Annotated in this window: 16 protein-coding genes and 1 pseudogene; 8 read left to right on the top strand and 9 right to left on the bottom strand. The window is 65.9% G+C overall.

Annotated elements, in window-relative coordinates; genetic code table 11:
- The first annotated feature begins 299 nt into the window (after nt 1–299).
- The gene (gene lipA / locus AFR_RS09340; protein ID WP_041840724.1) at nt 300–1,196 is read left to right on the top strand and encodes a lipoyl synthase; all 897 of its coding nucleotides are present in this window, start codon (nt 300–302) and stop codon (nt 1,194–1,196) included.
- A gap of 76 nt (nt 1,197–1,272) precedes the next feature.
- Here lipA and AFR_RS09335 read toward each other — a convergent pair whose 3' ends face one another.
- Nucleotides 1,273–1,719 carry an anthrone oxygenase family protein gene (locus AFR_RS09335; protein ID WP_023359712.1) on the bottom strand — a complete coding sequence of 149 codons (447 nt, stop codon included), beginning with the start codon at nt 1,717–1,719 and terminating at the stop codon, nt 1,273–1,275.
- A 91-nt stretch (nt 1,720–1,810) separates the two neighbouring features.
- Here AFR_RS09335 and AFR_RS09330 point away from each other — a divergent pair, with 91 nt between their 5' ends.
- Both AFR_RS09330 and AFR_RS09325 read left to right on the top strand, forming a co-directional pair.
- Nucleotides 1,811–2,398 carry a TetR/AcrR family transcriptional regulator gene (locus tag AFR_RS09330; RefSeq protein ID WP_023359710.1) on the top strand — a complete coding sequence of 196 codons (588 nt, stop codon included), beginning with the start codon at nt 1,811–1,813 and terminating at the stop codon, nt 2,396–2,398.
- 191 nt (nt 2,399–2,589) lie between these two features.
- Nucleotides 2,590–3,414, top strand: a complete 825-nt coding sequence (locus AFR_RS09325) for an alpha/beta fold hydrolase (RefSeq protein WP_238547254.1) — start codon at nt 2,590–2,592, stop codon at nt 3,412–3,414.
- Here AFR_RS09325 and AFR_RS48575 read toward each other — a convergent pair.
- Together AFR_RS48575 and AFR_RS09315 are read right to left on the bottom strand one after the other, a co-directional pair.
- Nucleotides 3,386–5,356, bottom strand: a complete 1,971-nt coding sequence (locus AFR_RS48575) for a sigma-70 family RNA polymerase sigma factor (protein WP_023359706.1) — start codon at nt 5,354–5,356, stop codon at nt 3,386–3,388. The two genes, AFR_RS09325 and AFR_RS48575, sit on opposite strands and share 29 nt — an antisense overlap.
- Nucleotides 5,357–5,396: 40 nt before the next feature.
- Nucleotides 5,397–5,720, bottom strand: a complete 324-nt coding sequence (locus tag AFR_RS09315) for a YciI family protein (RefSeq protein ID WP_023359704.1) — start codon at nt 5,718–5,720, stop codon at nt 5,397–5,399.
- A 140-nt stretch (nt 5,721–5,860) separates the two neighbouring features.
- Here AFR_RS09315 and AFR_RS09310 point away from each other — a divergent pair, with 140 nt between their 5' ends.
- The 3 genes from AFR_RS09310 (at nt 5,861) to AFR_RS09300 (ending at nt 7,780) form a co-directional block, all read left to right on the top strand.
- On the top strand, nt 5,861–6,484 hold the full coding sequence (locus AFR_RS09310; RefSeq protein ID WP_023359702.1) for a DUF998 domain-containing protein: 624 nt from the start codon (nt 5,861–5,863) through the stop codon (nt 6,482–6,484).
- Nucleotides 6,485–6,501: 17 nt separating this feature from the next.
- A complete protein-coding gene (locus AFR_RS09305) occupies nt 6,502–7,194 on the top strand; it encodes a DUF4191 domain-containing protein (protein ID WP_023359700.1) in 693 nt (230 codons plus the stop codon).
- Between the two features lie 136 nt (nt 7,195–7,330).
- Complete coding sequence (locus AFR_RS09300; RefSeq protein WP_023359698.1) at nt 7,331–7,780, top strand: hypothetical protein; 450 nt, start codon at nt 7,331–7,333, stop codon at nt 7,778–7,780.
- 3 nt (nt 7,781–7,783) lie between these two features.
- On the opposite strand, the gene AFR_RS09295 is transcribed toward AFR_RS09300, so the two are convergent.
- From AFR_RS09295 to cutA, 4 genes and pseudogenes are all read right to left on the bottom strand, one after another.
- Nucleotides 7,784–8,143, bottom strand: coding sequence for a VOC family protein (locus tag AFR_RS09295; RefSeq protein WP_041841956.1), 360 nt, complete (start codon nt 8,141–8,143; stop codon nt 7,784–7,786).
- Nucleotides 8,144–8,153: 10 nt separating this feature from the next.
- Nucleotides 8,154–8,411, bottom strand: coding sequence for a CPCC family cysteine-rich protein (locus tag AFR_RS09290; RefSeq protein ID WP_084298353.1), 258 nt, complete (start codon nt 8,409–8,411; stop codon nt 8,154–8,156).
- Nucleotides 8,412–9,059 (bottom strand): annotated as a pseudogene (locus AFR_RS09285) (nucleoside/nucleotide kinase family protein); the annotation flags it as partial.
- A 60-nt stretch (nt 9,060–9,119) separates the two neighbouring features.
- Nucleotides 9,120–9,443 carry a divalent-cation tolerance protein CutA gene (gene cutA / locus AFR_RS09280; RefSeq protein WP_023359690.1) on the bottom strand — a complete coding sequence of 108 codons (324 nt, stop codon included), beginning with the start codon at nt 9,441–9,443 and terminating at the stop codon, nt 9,120–9,122.
- 712 nt (nt 9,444–10,155) lie between these two features.
- On the opposite strand from cutA, the gene AFR_RS44965 reads away from it, so the two are divergent.
- Nucleotides 10,156–11,754 carry a DUF262 domain-containing protein gene (locus tag AFR_RS44965; protein WP_023359688.1) on the top strand — a complete coding sequence of 533 codons (1,599 nt, stop codon included), beginning with the start codon at nt 10,156–10,158 and terminating at the stop codon, nt 11,752–11,754.
- Between the two features lie 842 nt (nt 11,755–12,596).
- Here the strand turns inward: AFR_RS44965 and fxsT are convergent.
- Nucleotides 12,597–14,591 carry an FxSxx-COOH system tetratricopeptide repeat protein gene (fxsT, locus tag AFR_RS09275; RefSeq protein WP_023359686.1) on the bottom strand — a complete coding sequence of 665 codons (1,995 nt, stop codon included), beginning with the start codon at nt 14,589–14,591 and terminating at the stop codon, nt 12,597–12,599.
- A gap of 354 nt (nt 14,592–14,945) precedes the next feature.
- Between fxsT and AFR_RS45980 the strand changes: the two genes are divergently transcribed.
- Nucleotides 14,946–15,560: a hypothetical protein gene (locus tag AFR_RS45980; RefSeq protein WP_148307915.1), complete on the top strand. Its 615-nt coding sequence runs from the start codon at nt 14,946–14,948 to the stop codon at nt 15,558–15,560.
- Between the two features lie 77 nt (nt 15,561–15,637).
- Here the strand turns inward: AFR_RS45980 and AFR_RS09270 are convergent, their stop codons facing one another.
- Nucleotides 15,638–16,342, bottom strand: a complete 705-nt coding sequence (locus AFR_RS09270) for a hypothetical protein (protein WP_023359684.1) — start codon at nt 16,340–16,342, stop codon at nt 15,638–15,640.
- Nucleotides 16,343–16,365: the final 23 nt, after the last annotated feature.

The following is a 16,365-nucleotide window of genomic DNA, read 5'->3' as shown; positions in this document are numbered from 1 at the left end:
CCCGGAGGTCCGGGCGCCTCTTGTCGTGCTCGGCTCAGGAGTGTCTTCGCGCCCCGGCGCCGGGCCACCTTCACAGCTGCCGGTGGCTCTCTCGGCCGGTCGGATCGGGGCGTTACTCGGTTCCGTCGTCGCCGTGGACGAGACCTTAACAGCGGCGGATCGGCCCGCAAACTGAGTTTCCGCAAAAGGCGTGAGGGCCCTCACAGGATCAGGTAAGTGAGCCTCGTCGCCCCTGCCACGGTTGATCTTGTCTTCGGCGTAACCTCAGCCTTGTGACTATTGCTCCCGAGGGCCGCCGCATGCTGCGCATCGAGGCGCGCAACGCCGAAACTCCCATCGAGCGCAAGCCGCCGTGGATCAAAGTCAAAGCCAAGATGGGCCCGGAATACACGCACATGCGTGGCCTGGTCCAGAAGGAAGGCCTCCACACGGTCTGCCAGGAAGCCGGCTGTCCCAACATCTACGAGTGCTGGGAAGACCGCGAGGCGACCTTCCTCATCGGCGGCGATCAGTGCACCCGCCGCTGTGACTTCTGCCAGATCGACACCGGCAAACCCGCCGAGTTCGACGCCGACGAGCCCCGCCGCGTCGGCGAGTCCGTCGCCACGATGGGCCTGAAGTACGCAACAGTCACCGGCGTCGCCCGCGACGACCTCCCCGACGGCGGCGCCTGGCTCTACGCCGAGACGGTCCGCCAGATCCACAAGCTGCAGGCCGGCTGTGGCGTCGAGCTGCTCATCCCCGACTTCAACGCCGAGCCCGACCAGCTCGCCGAGGTCTTCGGCTCCGCCCCCGAGGTCCTGGCCCACAACGTCGAAACCGTGCCCCGCATCTTCAAGCGCATCCGCCCCGGTTTCCGCTACGACCGCTCTCTCGGCGTGATCACCCAGGCCCGCGCGGCCGGCCTCGTCACCAAGAGCAACCTCATCCTCGGCATGGGCGAGGAGCGCGCAGAGGTCTCCCAGGCGCTGCGCGACCTGCACGCCGCCGGCTGTGAGCTCATCACCATCACCCAATATCTGCGCCCGACCCCCCGCCACCACCCCGTGGAACGCTGGGTCAAGCCGGAGGAGTTCGTCGAGCTCCGCGACGAGGCCGAGGAGATCGGCTTCGCGGGCGTCATGAGCGGGCCGCTGGTCCGCTCGTCCTACCGCGCCGGCCGCCTCTACCAGCAGGCCCTCGCCGCCCGCGGCTGACCACACCGTCGCCGTCCTCTTCATCCGGCCCGCCCACCGTTTGTTCTGGTGGGCGGGTTCTTGCGCGGTGACCTGATCAGGCGAGCGCGGCGACCAGCATGGTGAAAGCCGCGATGATGACAACGACGCGGATGTAGTGGAGGCGGTCCCAGCGCTTCATCTGCTGCTTCCAGTCGTCGGGGCGGTTGTCGGGGGTCCAGGTGCTGGTCCGGTTGTTGATCGGGACGAGCAGTACGACCGACATGAGCACGCTGACGAGCAGGAACGCACCGGCGGTGACAACGAGGCCGGTGCCTTCGTCTCCCCACCCGGCGACGGCCCAGATCGCGACCAGGACGAGCGACGTGATGTACCAGACCGGCATCACGGCGCCGAGCATCCGGCCGCCGTGGGCGCGGCCGAGCAGACCGCTGTCGCGGGGCAGGGCGCACAGGATCGGGTTGATGACAAAGGCGACCGCGAATTCCACCCCCACCATCACGCCGACGATGACGGTGGTGAGGACCTCGAGGGCGTTGAGCATGATGGTCCTTCCTGAAATCTAGCGTTGATAGCTGCCAGTGCAACGCTATACCTTCTACCGCTCGATTGTCTAGCGGTGCTAGGATCACATCATGTCGGTACAGGAACGCAAAGAGCGCGAACGGGCGGACCGCGAGCGCCTCATCTTGGCGACGGCTCGCGAGATCGCCGAGGACCAGGGCTGGGACGCGGTCACCACGCGGCGGCTGGCCGAGCGGATCGAATACAGCCAGCCCGTCCTCTACAGCCATTTCCGCGGCAAGCGCGAGATCATCGGCGGCGTTGCCCTCCAGGGCGCCGCCGAGATGGCCGTGGCGTTGCGGGCTGCGGCCTCCGCCGCGGACGGACCAAGGGCCCGGGTCACCGCCCTCGCCCGCACCTATCTCGACTTCGCCGCCCGCAGCCCGGCCGTCTACGACGCCATGTTCCAGCTGGACGGCGGGCTGGCGTTCGCCCAGGAGGACACTCCGGCACCTCTGCAGGACGCCTTCGCCGCCCTGCTGGAAAGCCTCGGGGAGGTCGCGGGCAACGGCGTCGATCCGGGGCTTTTCACCGAGGTGTTCTGGGCGTCCCTGCACGGGCTGGCCACCCTGACCCGGGCGGGGCGACTGCCACCGGCGGAAACCGAGCGCCGGACGGAGCTGCTGGTGGACCGGCTCGCCGTCCTATCCCGAAGTTAGGCAGTTCGAGTCTTTGGCCGGTGGCCGGTAGCCGGGTGGCCACGCTCCGATGGAGAGGTTCCGACTTCTCCGGGAGGACAGCCATGGCAGGCACCACACGCAGAACCGTCCTGACAGGCGCAGCGGCAACGGCAGCCGCGGCGATACCCGCGACTGCGTACGGCAGGCACCGGGCCCCGACCATCGTCCTGGTGGCGGGGGCCAACGGTGGGCCCGGCGGCGACGCCGAGCTGACCATGCGCGGCCATCGTGTGCTGGGCGTGGAGCTCCCCGGCCACGCGGCCGCGGACGGCCAGTTCCGTCTGTCGTACCAGGCGCCGCAGGACCTCGCGGCGCTGGCCACCGAGCGTTCGCCGATGGCCGGCATCACCCTCGACGACTACGTGCGGAGCACCGTCGCCGTTGTCCGCCGGGTGGCCCGGAACGGCCCGGTGCTGCTCTGGGGCGGCAGCATGGGCGGCGCGACGCTGAGCCGTGTCGGCAACGAGGTCCCGTACCTGATCGACCGCATCGTCTACAGCTCGGCGTTCTGCTGCATCGACCTGCCGAGCTGCGGCGCGTACCTGACCACGCCGGAGGCCGCGGACAGCCTGCTCATGTCCCTGGCTCCGGCGGGCATCGGCGACCCGGCGGTCATCGGGGCGTCCCGCACCAACTGGCGCACCGCCGATCCGGAAGTCATCGCCCTGCTCAAGGAGGCCCTGCAGGCCGACGCGAGCGACGCCGAGTTCCTGGCCATGCTCAACACCATGCAGCCCGACGAGTCGGTGCAGGTCCCGCTGGACGAGGCGCGCGGACACGCGGCAACCTGGGGCCGGATCCCCCGCACCTACATCAGGCACACCCGCGACCGCTGCCTCCCGCCGGCGCTGCAGGACCGCATGATCGCCGAGGCCGACCGCCTCACCCCACACAACACGTTCGACGTCCACTCGATCGCCACCACCCACGCACCGGACGCGGCGGGCTGGGCGGCAACCGTCGATCTCATCGATTCCCTGGCCCGGCGTCTCTGAACGGCTTGAGCCGGCGAAGGGTGAACCCTCGCCCGTCCGGGTCGAGGGGTCCTGTCGCCTTCTTGAAGAGGTATTCGGCGCGTTCGTAGGACAGGCGTCCGCGGCCGGTGTCCGGGCAGCGGTCCGCTTCCGGCGGCATCCGGCCCGGCCCCGGCCGCCGGTCAGCCAGGAACACCGGCCCACGGGTGCGTCCCCCCAGCAGCTCGTCCAGCAGCCGGGCAGCACCGGAACGCCAGGTCACCCAGGTTGCACCGGCGCGGGCCCGGCGGTCTTCAAGGTCCAGGTCCTCGACGTTCAGGGACAGCACCGTACGGACACCGGCCGCCGACTCGTGCAACAGGCGCCACAGTGCGCGCTCGCGGAGGGGCAGGTCCAGACCCCACACGGCTTCGAGACCAGTGGCGGTGATCGGCGTGATGCGGGGGCGGGTCTCGGGGCGGCGTTCCAGGGTCGCGGCCAGGTCGCCGGTCGCCGACCAGGTGCTGAAGGAGCGGATCGCCGACAAGTGGCGGTTCCAGGTCTTGGCGGACGTCGAGCCCCACAGCGACGAGAACGCCCGCGCCACCTCCGGAGCGGTGACGGTGGTGAGTGGCAGTCCGCCGCCGACGGCAAGGCTCAGTCGTTCGAGAGTCTGCCGGTAGGACCGCAGTGTTGCCGGGCCGAGGTCGTCGCGGGCGAGGAAGTCGCGGACCGCCTCGCCGAGCGTGCTGCCGGCCGGCGCCGGCGCCGGGATCTCCGCGGCGCGGCGGAGCAGGAACGCGCTCTCGGCGGCGTTGCGGGCCAGCGCGGCCGCACGTTCGAACTCGTGGCGGGCCTCCTCGTCGCGGCCGAGCCGGAGCAGGAGATCACCGCGGACGCCCGGAAGCAGGTGATAGGCCCGCAGGGCGGCGTCGGTGCGCAGTGAGTCGACGAGGTCCAGCCCGGCCTGCGGACCCCGGGCCAGGCCGACCGCGACCGCCCGGTTGAGCTGGACGACCGGTGTCGGCAGCAGCCGGGCCAGTGCGGCGTACAGCCCGGCGATGCCCGCCCAGTCCGTTTCCTCCGCCGTACGCGCCTGGGCGTGGGTGACCGCGATCGCCGCCTGCAGGACGTACGGTCCGGGCGTACCGCCGAGGTCCTTGGCGCGGAGCAGCGCGGTGAAGCCGCGCCGGATGAGCAACGGATCCCAGCGGCCGCGGTTCTGCTCGTGGAGCTGGATCGGCTCGCCGGCCGGGCCGGTGCGCGCCGCCGAGCGCGACTCCTGGATCTCCATGAGCGCGACCAGGCCGTGGACCTCGGCCTGGTCCGGCGCGAGTTCGGCCAGCATCCGGCCGAGCCGCAGCGCCTCGTGACCCAGGGCCGGACGCATCAGGTCATCACCCGAGGTCGCCGAATACCCCTCGTTGAAGATCAGGTAGACGACTTCGAGCACCGACGACAGCCGGCCGGTCAGCTCCTCCGGCTCCGGCAGCGCAAAGGGCACCGCGGCGTCGGCCAGTGCGCGCTTGGCGTCGGCGATGCGGCGGGTGATCTCCGGCTCGCTCGTCAGGAACGCTCGGGCGATCTCCTTGGTCGTCAGCCCGCCGACGACACGCAGGGTCAGCGCCGCCCGGTCCTGCGCCGGCAGGACCGGATGGCACGAGATGAACATCAACCGCAGCACGTCGTCGTGGTCCGGCTCGGCCGGTCGGTCCAGGTCACGGGCGTACGCGTCAGCCTTGCGCTCGTGCAGCCGCGCCCGGCGGAGGTGATCGACGGCCCGCCGTTTGGCGATCGCCGTCAGCCACGCCGCGGGATTTTCCGGTACGCCCGCAGCAGGCCATTGTTCGAGCGCAGCGACCAGGGCGTCCTGGGCCAACTCCTCGGCCAGGCCGATGTCGTGCACGAGGTGCATGAGCCCGCCGATGATCCGGGCGGACTCGAGCTTCCAGACCGCATCGATCGTGCGGTGGGTGTCCGTCACCCCCGGCCCGCATCGAGGCCGGGGGTGCGGGTCGATCCGGTCACGGGCCGAAAACCTCCTGCAGGACACTCTCGCCATCGCCGACGATCTTGCGGAAGCGCCGGGTCAGCTCGATGGCCTCCTCGCGGGACCGGACCTCGACCAGCGCGAACCCGGCCACGGCCTCCTTCGCCTCGGTGAACGGCCCGTCGGTCACGGTGATCTCGTCACCGGCCGAGGTGACCCGGACGCCGCCCGGCTCGAGACCACCCGTGGCAAGCAGGACGCCGGCCGCGGTCAGTTCCTCGATGAACTTGCCCATCTCGGCGTAGAGGTTCTCGTCGGTGGACTGCTCGGTCGGCTTGGACATCATCAGAAAGCGCATCGTGCTGCTCCGTTCTCGGTGGTGACTCCTGCCCAGACGTCGAACGAGAGATGTGACAGGTAATCACACCATTCCCTGTCACATCACAGGGCCGACGTGAAGGCAGAACCGCAGAATACGAACCCGAGAGAGGCCCAGCCATGCCCACGCCCACCACCCGTTCGATGTTGATCTGCGCCGCCGTCGCCGGACCGCTGTGGGCGGTGGTGTCCCTCGCCCAGGCGGCCACCCGCGAGGGCTTCGACCTCACCCGGCACCCGCTGAGCATGCTGAGCAACGGCGGGCTCGGGTGGCTCCAGATCATGAACTTCCTCGTCGCCGGCGTGCTGACCATGATCGGTGCGGCTGGACTGCGCCGGGTGCTGGACAGCAGGTGGGTGCCGAGGCTGGTCGCCACCTACGGGGCCGGGCTCTTCGCCGCCGGAGTTTTTGTAATGGACCCCGCCGACGGGTTTCCGGCCGGGACGCCGTACGGGATGACCTCGGCTCTGACCTGGCACAGCTACGGCCACATGGCCGCGGGAACGGTCGCTTTCACCGCCTTGATCGCGGCCTGTTACGTCCTGGCCCGGTCTTTCCGGCGTGCCGGGCACCACGGCGCGGCGGTGGTCTCGGCGGTCGCGGGCTCGGCGTTGCTGATCGGGAATCTGTGGGCGATGAGCGGCGGCGCGGCCGGATCACTGGGCCTGGCCGTCGGGGCGATCACGGCGTCGGTCTGGATCTCGGCGGTCGCCGGGTCCTGGGCGAGTAGGGCGCCTCGCTGACCACTACACTTTCGGGTATGGCAAAACCCCAGGAGAAGGTGTCGTTCGTCGAGCGCCTGAAGCAGATCGGCCAGGTGTTCGCGTTCACGGCGCGGCAGGACAAGTGGTTCGTCCCGCTGCTCATCGCGGCGGTCCTGATCCCGCTGGCGCTGACGGTGCTGGTTGTTCTCCTGGGGCTCGGCTGGGTCTGGATCCCGATCGGCATCATGGTGGCCCTCCTGGCCGCCCTGATCGTGCTCAACCTCCGCTCGAACACCGCCATGATGAACGCCGCCGAGGGTCAGCCCGGCGCGGCGGCCTCGATCGTCGAGAACATGCGCGGCGACTGGCGTGTCCGCCCGGCGGCCAGCTCGACCACCCAGTTCGACATGGTCCACATCGTGATCGGCCGCCCCGGTGTCATCCTCCTCGGCGAGGGCCAGACCCAGCGCGTCCGCAACCTCATGGGCCAGGAGAAGCGCCGCCTCTCCAAGGTCATCGGCAACGCCCCGATGTACGACTACCTGATCGGCCAGGGCGAGGGTGAGCTGTCCATCCGCAAGCTCCGCACCACGGTCATGAAGCTCCCCCGCAACCTCACGGGCAAGGACGTCAACGCCCTCGACAAGCGCCTCGGCGCCCTGATGGCCCGCCCCCAGATGCCCAAGGGCGCCATCCCCAAGAACATGCGCCCCGGCGGCAAGGGCATGCGCCAGCAACGCCCCCGCTGACGTTCATCACTGGGTATCGGCTGTTCGGACGTTGATCCTCATCACTTCGCGCTGCTACAAAGATCGAGCGTCCATCATGGAATTCGGATGCTCGACGGGGTTGTCTTTCGCGAGTGAGACAGGAGCTGATCCACCCATGAAACTCAGCACAAGGTTCGTCCGGCGTGCCGCGCTGGCCTCGGCCGCCGCGGCCGGTGCCGCGGTTCTGCTGTCGCCCGGGGCCGCGTTCGCGGCGACCGACGACAGCTTCACGGTCAAGACCACCAACGGTTGCGGCTCGGTGGAGTTCGTCGACTACGGCCCGGGTGCCGCGGGCGGTGGCAACAACGACGACTACCTGGTCATCCACGACTACTGCTCCGACGGCCACGGCGTCACGGCGTTCTCGACCGTCAACAACGGTGAGCAGAAGTCCGAGTACAACGGCAACGGCCTGGCCGGCGCCGCCGTCATCTGGGACCCGTTCGCGCCGCGGAACATCAACGCCGGTGACACCATCAAACTGAAGGTCTGCCTCTTCGACGGTCCCGCCGACGAGACCGGTCAGTACTGCAAGACCGTCTCGAAGACGAGCGTCGACGGCTGATCGTCAGGCCACGCAGAACTCGTTCCCTTCGGGATCGAGCATGACCACATGACCCAGCTCGTCACCGCCGTAGGACTCCTCACGCACCACGGTCGCCCCGGCGGTGACGAGCTCGGCCACCCGGGTACGGATGAGGTGCTCGCCGCCGACCCGGATGTCGATGTGCATCCTGTTCTTGGCGGTCTTGCCCTCAGGCACCCGCAGGAAGCTGATCGCCGGCCCTTTCCCCGCCGGATCGATCAGCGAAGCATTGTCAGGACCGTCGTAGCCCGGCTCCGGCACATAACGCAGCGCCTGCGCCCAGAATGCGGCCAGCCGCTGCGGGTCGGCAGCATCGCACCCCAACGTCCAATGGGTTCCCATGCCCGGCACGCTACCGGCGGTCACGTTCGTCCGCTCTCGGCGGCCGCACCAGGTGACGCCGCCGTTCGTCCGAGGCCCCGAACGCTGCGAAGTTGGCCCTGGCCTGCGTCAGACTGAGCGCCCTGTTGGGCCCGCCCCGCACCTCGTGGGCGTCGTGATCGTCCTGCCCGTCGTCCTCCCAGAAGCACACGGGACAGATCTCGTACTCCCCGCGCTGCTCCAAGGTGACGTATCCGCAGCACGGGCAGGCGCAGCCGGCGTGCCGCATCTCGCAGACCGGCTGCCCGGGATCGTCGTTGTGCACGATGACGTCGGCCCGCCCGGTGGGAAGAACCGCCGCGTTGTACAACTCCTGCGCGGGCAGGTAACGCTCGCGCCAACGCCGTTCGACGTCGGCCTATGACAACACCCCGCGCTCCCGGATCACGGCCCGTTCCAAGGTGGTCTCGAACGCCGTAGACACCAGAATCCGCAGGTCCCACCGATCATTCAGCTCGGGCCGCATCAGGAAGACCCCGTCAAAGATCAGCACAGCGCCGGCCGGCGCCGTCCTGACCGGCGGAGACAGCACGGCATCCGCCGCCCGGTCGTAGAGGGTGTCCTGAAACTGTCGATCACCACCCGGCCCGAGCGGATCGAGCAGCACCCGCTTCAACCCGTCGTTGTCGTGAGTGTCGAAGTAGCAGCCCTCGGCCGAATACTCCCCGCGCGCATAACGCCGCGCCCGCGGGAAGAGGAAGTCGTCGATCGTCGCCCGAACGACGTCACGACCCTGCGCACGCAAGACACCGGCCAACTCGTCGGCCAGCGTGGTCTTACCGGAGGCGGGCACCCCATCGACAGCAACCCGTACCGGATGCGCGACGGTGATGGACTCGACCACCTCAGCCAGTCTCCGAAGCACGTCGTTGCGCATCCTCGGTCCACCTCCCTGTCCGTCGCTCACCAGGCCCGCGGGCGTTCCCCGGAGACCTTCTCAGACGCGGGTCTCCGCCACGATCCAATCCAGGTACCTGCTCCACCCGCCGGTGATCGGCAGGACGATCACTTCTGGGACCTCGCTGCTGTGGTGCTCGGGCAGCCAGGCCACAAGGTCGTCGACCTTGTCGGACGCGGTCTTGATCCACAGCTGCCACTCCGGCTCGTCGTAGATCTCGCCCTGCCACCGGTAAACCGAGCGGACAGGCGAGGTGATCTGCACGCACGCGGCCAGCCGGGCCTCGACCAGCTCGTGCGCGATCTTTCGGCCCTCCTCTTCCGAGGGTGTCGTGGTCAGGACTACGACGTGATCACTTTCCATCGGGGTCTCCTTCGATTACAGCTGCATGAACTGCATTGTCTGATCCGCGCCGGGGACACAAACGGCGGCCATGTCGGCTGGGAGCCGGGGCATGCCACCGTTTCAGGCGTCAGAACAGGTCAGACGTTGTAGTACATCTCGAACCAAGCGGGGTAGTGCGCTGACCTCGGCCGGTGTGACGAATGGCGGCGCTGACCAGGGCATATCGTTCGCGCTCGTTGTCATCGCTTTTCGGCTCTTTACGGCGGGGCTTGTGCCCTCGTTGGGCCGCATGATCTTGAGACTTGTTAATCCCTCGATCTTCAAAGCGATAGGTGGTCTGTGTTCCGGTATGGCATCCCGTCGCGCAAGCTTCGCTCGGCCGGGCCGCGCCTGCCTGGTCCAGGTGGAGCGCCCCGCTGGACGAACGACCTGGACCAGGCAGGCGCGGTCTGGTGGCCTCCGGTGTGCGATGGTCCGCCGGGTTCCGGCCATCCCAGAGCGGCCCAGGGTCCAGGGGCGGAGCCCCGGCCGCCGGAGGCCCTCCCGGGTCGTAGGGCCGGAGGCCCTACCCGCCGGAGGCGTAAGTACGCCTAACAGGCTATGGGCTCGCGGCAAGGAGACGAAGCCCAGCAAGCGGTACGCCGTAAGCATCCGCCGCCCAAGACCCGCCCGTTTCGCGGGCAAAGGCAAGCGGGCACTTGAGGCTACCCATGCCTTAGGATCGGAAGTTATGCGTGCCAACGTTGCCAGCAAGCTTGAAACTAAGACGCCGATCCTCGCTGATTTGATCAAGGATGTCCGTGACGGACTGATCAAAGTGCCGCAGTTTCAAAGGCCCTTTGTTTGGAAGCCTAATCAGGCGCGAGACTTGCTGGATAGCATCGGAAGTAACTATCCTATCGGGAGCCTTCTTCTCTGGAAGACGACCGAGAAGCTTGCCGTTGAGCGCAACATTGGCGATTTTCGCCTTCCGGAGACGGAGGAGCTTAGCCCTACGGACTATGTGCTTGACGGCCAGCAACGAATGACGGTCATCTACGCCGCTTTGGGTGCAGAACCGAAGGAAAGCGGATTCTCCGCCGTCTATAATTTGCAGGACCAGGAATTTCTTACGCCCGGTGATGATTCCTACTCCCCCGTGGAGTTTCCGCTTCGCTGGATGTATCGGACTACTGAACTGCTTAACTTCAGAACGGCGCTTCAATCCCATCCTGATGCTTCCACCCTTCAGCCTCGATTGGACGAGCTGGTCCATGTATTTACGAACTACCGCGTTCCTGTAGTCATCCTCAAAGGTTTAACGGTAGAGGAAGTCTGCCCGATCTTTGAACGAATTAATAACTCGGCCACTAGGTTGTCAATATTCGATCTGATGGTGGCTGCAACTTGGTCGAAGTCGTTCGACCTGAACGACAAAGCCGACGACATCTCACTATCCCTAGAGTCGAAGAGCTACGGTGATATCCCCCGCAATACAGTACTGAAGTGCCTCTCCGCGCTTGAAAACAAGTCTGTGGCCAAAGAGCGAATCATGGGGCTGCGGAAGAAGACCGGAGAGGAGATGGAAGATCTGGTGGCTCGTACGAAAAAGGCGCTGATGCGGTCGGTGGATCAGCTGGTCACAGATTTTAAGATCTACTCGATCGACTTCTTGCCGTACGAAGCTCATCTGGTTATCTTGACTTACATCTGGGCCAACAATGCGACACTATCGGCCGAGCAGCTTCGTAGGGTACGGCAGTGGTTCTGGCGTACGGCGTTTTCCGAACGATACAGGGGAGCGTCGGAGAACTTCATCTCGAAGGATCTAGAGGGCATCCAAAATTTCGTCGTCAGTGGAGGCGACCTAGACGCTTACGGGTCAATTCCAAGTGACGCTGCACTGCGCAGAATCACCTTCCGTAAGAATAATTCGCGTTCTGCGGCCTTTGTGTTGGCTCTGGCGAAACAGGGGCCAGTTAACCTGACTAACGGTGCTCCGATCGACACGAGTGACGCCTTATCGGTGTACAACAAAAAGCAGTTTCACCACATCTATCCTGAAGCTTATCTACGCAATAACCGACCGGATGTCGAGCGTAATTACCTGCTCAACTTCTGTATGCTCGCCGCCTCGGAGAACAATAAGGTCAGCGATGATGACCCGAACGTTTACCTGCCGCAGCTTGCGGCTGATCTCGGCGGGCATGCCGACTCGGTTTTTCGGTCGAACCTGATGCCCGCTCCGAGTGATCTCGACTACGGGAAGGCGACGCTTGAGGAATTCCTGGAAGCCCGACTTCCAATTGTAAGGGAAGTAATGAGTACTCTGTGTGAAGGAAACAGCTAAGACCTAACTACGGCCTTGAAGCGCCTGGGGGCGCGCGAATGAACGGTTGGCTATGCTCCCAATCCGCGAAGCCCCGGCATCCTCGTAGTCGAGGCCGCCGGGGCTTCGATGTGCCTGCCTATGTCGCGGCAAGGTTCGCCGGGCCGCGCCGGGAGCGGAGCGGCAAGGCGCGGGCGGCCGGCGAAAGTGGCTCGCGTGCGGCCCGCAGGGCCGCCTTGAAGACGTATGGAAAGTTCTCACCGCTGTCCCCACCCTGGATTGTCGTGTCTCGGGACCTGCGTGACAGATCGGTATCAGGACGTGCATGACACTCCGCCAAGTGTTGGTGGAGCTGGCGTGACGAAGCTGCGGTATCAGGCCGTCCTAGGGTGTTCATTAACTGACCGTGATGATTATGAGTGTGAGGCCGTGGCAGCGATGCCGAGATGGAGGCCCGTCCACAACTGGTGAAGGCGTAGTCGGTGTAGTCGTGGGTAGCGCCGGTAGTGGCGTTCTCGGGCTTGGTCGAGGGCGGTGTTGTCGGTTAGTGCGCCGCGGTCACCAGAATCTGGGTGAGGGCCCTGGCCTGTTGTAGGTGGTACTCGGCGCGTTCGTGGTATTTCGCGGTGGCGAGGGCCCTGTACAGCCCCACAACGGTGATCAAGGCAGACAGCGGAGCGTAGAATCCGCGAATTTCTGTTGCACGATCAGGGCGCTCAACGCGGCGGCGACGACCAGCAGGTAGTTAGTCAGCATTGCTCGTTGGGTCTCGGATTGCCGTAATTGATCGCGGTGTTCGCTCCAGTAGGCCAACGTTGCCGTCTCCGAATGACTCACATCTTCTCCGTTCGAGGCACGTGGGCTCAGCCGTTAGTTTCTCGGCGCTTGGCGATGTCCTCGCGTAGGCGGCGCGCTTGCTCGTGCTCGCCCAGGCTGTTGAGGCTGTTGGCGAGGTTGTTGGCTGCGTGGAGGGTGTCGGGGTGGTCGTCGCCCTGGACCCGCCGCCGCCCGGCCAGCGTGTCCTCGTGCAGGCGGCGGGCCTGCTCGTGCTCGCCCAGGCTGTTGAGGCTGTTGGCGAGCTGGCTGGCTGCGACCAGTACTGCGCGATCGTCCGGCCCGACGGTTTGCTGCCAACGCTGGTGCCAATCGGTCGCTAGGGCCTGCGCGGTGCGATGCTCGCCCCTCAGTAGCAGGTAGAAAAGAGCTCGCCCTGCGGTCATGCGCAGGGCGGCGCTCGCGGTAACGGTGGCTCGTGCCAGAAGATGTGGCAACAGCGCTGCCCACATCGGCCACTGGTCCGGATCACTTTCGTCACCGGGTGCGGCAGCAACAAGCAACCGGTCGGCGTGTTCGATTTCGAGGCTGGTGGTAGTGGGGGTGATAACGGCTTGAGTGAGCCGGTGGACCTGTAGGTTGTCGGTGTCGACACGGGCCAGCCCAAAGGCCGCGATCCGGCCGAGCATGCGCCGCCGCGCGGTCGTGCTCGCGGCGACGGTAGCCAGCGGTCGCGGCAAGGTGCCGTCGGCAGTGCCGGTCAGCCAGGACAGTGGCACGGGTTCCGGCGCCAAAACGGCAACCAGGCGCATCACCTGGCCAGCCGCCTCATCTTGCCCGGACAGGTGCCGCATCGACGCCGTGACGACCGCCGCCAGCGACTGCGGATACCGGCCGGTCGGCCCTTCCCCCAATAACTCCGCAGGGTTGGCGGACAACTCGTCAAGATATTCATCGACGCTCATGCCGGTCTCGGCGACCAAGCCGGCCGCTTGCCCCAGCGCCAGGGGAAGGTCGCCGACCGCGGCGGCGAGCCGACCCGCGTCTGCCTCCGGCAGGGCCGGGGCCAGCTCCCGCACCAGACGCGACGCTGTCTCCCTGTCGAGCAGGTCGACGCTGATGGGGGCGGCCGCCACACCCCCGGTCTGCTGGCTGCGGGAGGTGATCACCACGTGCCCGCCACCGTCGGGGATCAGCGCGGCGATCGCGTTGACGGTTTCCGCGTTGTCGTAGATCAGTAGCCACCCTGACTCGCGTTGCAGTCGGCGCAGCACCACATCCGCTGTGATGACGGCTGCGTCGCCGATCTCGGTCCAGCCGGCCGCGGCGGCGAGTGCGGTCAGCTGCTCGCCGATCAGTTCCGGGACTTCGGCGTCGATCCACCACACCAGGTCGTATTCGTTGCCGAACAGGTGCGTGTACTCCACCGCAAGCTCAGTTTTGCCGACCCCGCCAATACCGTGCAGGGCCTGTACCAACGCCCGCTCACCCGAGCAGAGCCGTTCACGCAGCCCGGCCAGCTCCCGGCCACGGCCGGTGAACGCCGGATTCCGGCGGCGCACATTCCACACCGGAGGCAACGAGCCCGGCACCCGTACCCCGCCCACCGACGCCGTGACCGGATCGCCGCCAGGGAACCGGACGTCGCCGGACGGACGCGTCCGTCCGGCGACCGCCTCCAGCAGCACCTGCCGCGCACGCTGCTCGGGCAGACCGAACACGTCCCGGTACGTCACCACACGCAGGATCGGCGGCGGCGTCACCTTCTCGACCCGGACCGGCACCAGCCGCCGCCCCCCGTGCTCGTCGGGCGGCTCCGCCAGCACAGCCGTCCACTCGTCGGTGGTGAACCGGTCCCGAGCGAAGTAGGCCGTCGAGTACAACGCCAGCACCCGGTTCGCCCGGCCGAGCGCGTCGTTCATCCGCAGGACAAAGTTGTCGCCAGCCGACCAGTCCCACGGCGTCAGCTCCACCGACATACCGGCCCGCTCGAGCTGCTGCGCCGCCCAGCTGGCCCACGGACGGTCCGGACCGGCATAACTGATGAAGACGTCGACCCGCCCACCGCCTGTTGCGACTCCCATACCCGCCACAATGACCAGTGTTGCCGCAAACTGCGTCAGCCGAACGGGCGACGACCGCAACACGCCGGAAAATTGACTAGCCGGATGTGTCACCTACGTCCCGAGACTCAACTGTCGCGGACGTCCTGAGACTCGACAAAGTCGGCTCGAAGTCACTGCCTTTACTCGGTCCCCAGCGAGCCTCGAGGCCGTCTTCACATGGTGGGGCCAGCGGCCCACTCCCATGATGGGCGGGTCGACGGCAAGCACGGTGACGCTGAGATTGCCAGACGGAGAAGCCGCAGGACCCGTCTGTATCTTGTGGCGGTGGCGCTAAGGCGAAAACCGAGAGACGACATCCGTCAGCTGGGGCATGTGCGCCTGTGGCTCGATGATCTAGTCGAGTTGGCGAGGGTGCTTGGTGCTCAAGACATCGAAACCATCACGATTGATGGTGACATCATCGCCGAGGACATCAACGACTTGCGCGATTACGAACGCACGAAAGTCGACTCACTGCTTCTGCAATGCGTAGGTGGGCAGACTGTAGAGCTCAGTCGGAACGTCGCGAAGTTGGTGCTACCGGATCAAAGTATCCGCGATCTGGGTATGGCGGCTGAGGTGGAGCGAATAACTCGCCAGCGCCGAAGGCACATCTATCGGCTGCGACGAGCAATTTTCGCTGCGATACCTACCTTCTTGGCCGTGCTTGGAATTGTCGCATTTATGGTTCAGAAAGCGGCGACGACATCTTTGCCTGACGTCATATTTGTCTGTGCATTTTCGGCAACGATCGCGTCCATACTCACTTGGGTTCTTTGGGCCTCGACCGCAGGCAGCGTATCAAGTGCAATTATCTATACCCGGACACGAGTGGAGGCACCAACCTGGCTAGAGCGAAATAGGGACGGCTTAACAACCAACGTTATCGTAAGCCTGGTGTTTGCCGTTGTTGGTTTCATTGTGGGTCGACTCACCGATAGTGACTAACTCTGAAGCCGCCACTCTGCTCGATCCGGTTAAGGACTGGTAAGCACCGTCGAGACAGTGTCTGTCTGGTCAAGGATTCATCGTTCCGAACTAGACCAGTCTAGCCACTCCTTTTGCCAGGGTGTTTCCGGATGCTTCATCTGTTTCAGGTACTCCTCAACCGCCTTTTTGTGTCGCTCGTCATAGTCAAACAAGCTGCCCAGTAGCGATACGCGCGACAAGAAGTCCTCGCCGGCAACGATTTCCTTATCGGTGCGTAGCATTCGACGTAGCAGAAGGGTCAAGATGTCACCCGCGACCTTGGCCCTCGGTGCCAATGTCTGATCATCAAGCTCGTTGCGGCCGGTATGGACGTCTACATGATGGTTGCCGGCGTTGGCTTCGGCCTGTACTGCCAGCAAGCGGTCGTTGAAATCGTCCCATAGCCACATCACTGGAACGGTGGCGAAGAGTTCCACCCGGCCCGCAACTTGAAAACGAGGAACATCTAAGCCAGACGGGTCGTGTTCGTACCCGTAATCGACCTGCCGGATCCAGGATTGGCGTTCCTGAACGGCCTCAGCAATGTCAAGCAGCAATCGGCGCCGTTCCTCTATCGCTTTGACCTCGTCCTCGCGCTTCCAACGGGCAACGCGATCAGCCGCATCCTTCTTGCGGTTTCCTCGCTGAGTCAGTACGACACCAAGCAGCGAGAGCAAGCCACCGATCAAGCTGCCGGCCCCAGCGATGAGCAGTAGCTGCCAGAGCGACTGCTGCTGGGCAGCAGGAGCGAGCAGGGTCATTCATCCTCCTCAGCGACGTTTCG

The organism is Amorphoplanes friuliensis DSM 7358 (assembly GCF_000494755.1).
Taxonomy (GTDB): Bacteria; Actinomycetota; Actinomycetes; order Mycobacteriales; family Micromonosporaceae; genus Actinoplanes; species Actinoplanes friuliensis.
This window is presented reverse-complemented; position numbering and strand designations above follow the sequence as displayed.

Bases quoted from the DNA above. Each gene is read 5' to 3' on its own strand.
- lipA (WP_041840724.1), top strand. From the start codon at position 300: ATGCTGCGCATCGAGGCGCGCAACGCCGAAACTCCCATCGAGCGCAAG.
- AFR_RS09335 (WP_023359712.1), bottom strand. From the start codon at position 1,719: ATGCTCAACGCCCTCGAGGTCCTCACCACCGTCATCGTCGGCGTGATG.
- AFR_RS09330 (WP_023359710.1), top strand. From the start codon at position 1,811: ATGTCGGTACAGGAACGCAAAGAGCGCGAACGGGCGGACCGCGAGCGC.
- AFR_RS09315 (WP_023359704.1), bottom strand. From the start codon at position 5,720: ATGCGCTTTCTGATGATGTCCAAGCCGACCGAGCAGTCCACCGACGAG.
- AFR_RS09310 (WP_023359702.1), top strand. From the start codon at position 5,861: ATGCCCACGCCCACCACCCGTTCGATGTTGATCTGCGCCGCCGTCGCC.
- AFR_RS09305 (WP_023359700.1), top strand. From the start codon at position 6,502: ATGGCAAAACCCCAGGAGAAGGTGTCGTTCGTCGAGCGCCTGAAGCAG.
- AFR_RS09300 (WP_023359698.1), top strand. From the start codon at position 7,331: ATGAAACTCAGCACAAGGTTCGTCCGGCGTGCCGCGCTGGCCTCGGCC.
- AFR_RS09295 (WP_041841956.1), bottom strand. From the start codon at position 8,143: ATGGGAACCCATTGGACGTTGGGGTGCGATGCTGCCGACCCGCAGCGG.
- AFR_RS09290 (WP_084298353.1), bottom strand. From the start codon at position 8,411: ATGCGGCACGCCGGCTGCGCCTGCCCGTGCTGCGGATACGTCACCTTG.
- cutA (WP_023359690.1), bottom strand. From the start codon at position 9,443: ATGGAAAGTGATCACGTCGTAGTCCTGACCACGACACCCTCGGAAGAG.
- AFR_RS44965 (WP_023359688.1), top strand. From the start codon at position 10,156: ATGCGTGCCAACGTTGCCAGCAAGCTTGAAACTAAGACGCCGATCCTC.
- fxsT (WP_023359686.1), bottom strand. From the start codon at position 14,591: ATGGGAGTCGCAACAGGCGGTGGGCGGGTCGACGTCTTCATCAGTTAT.
- AFR_RS09270 (WP_023359684.1), bottom strand. From the start codon at position 16,342: ATGACCCTGCTCGCTCCTGCTGCCCAGCAGCAGTCGCTCTGGCAGCTA.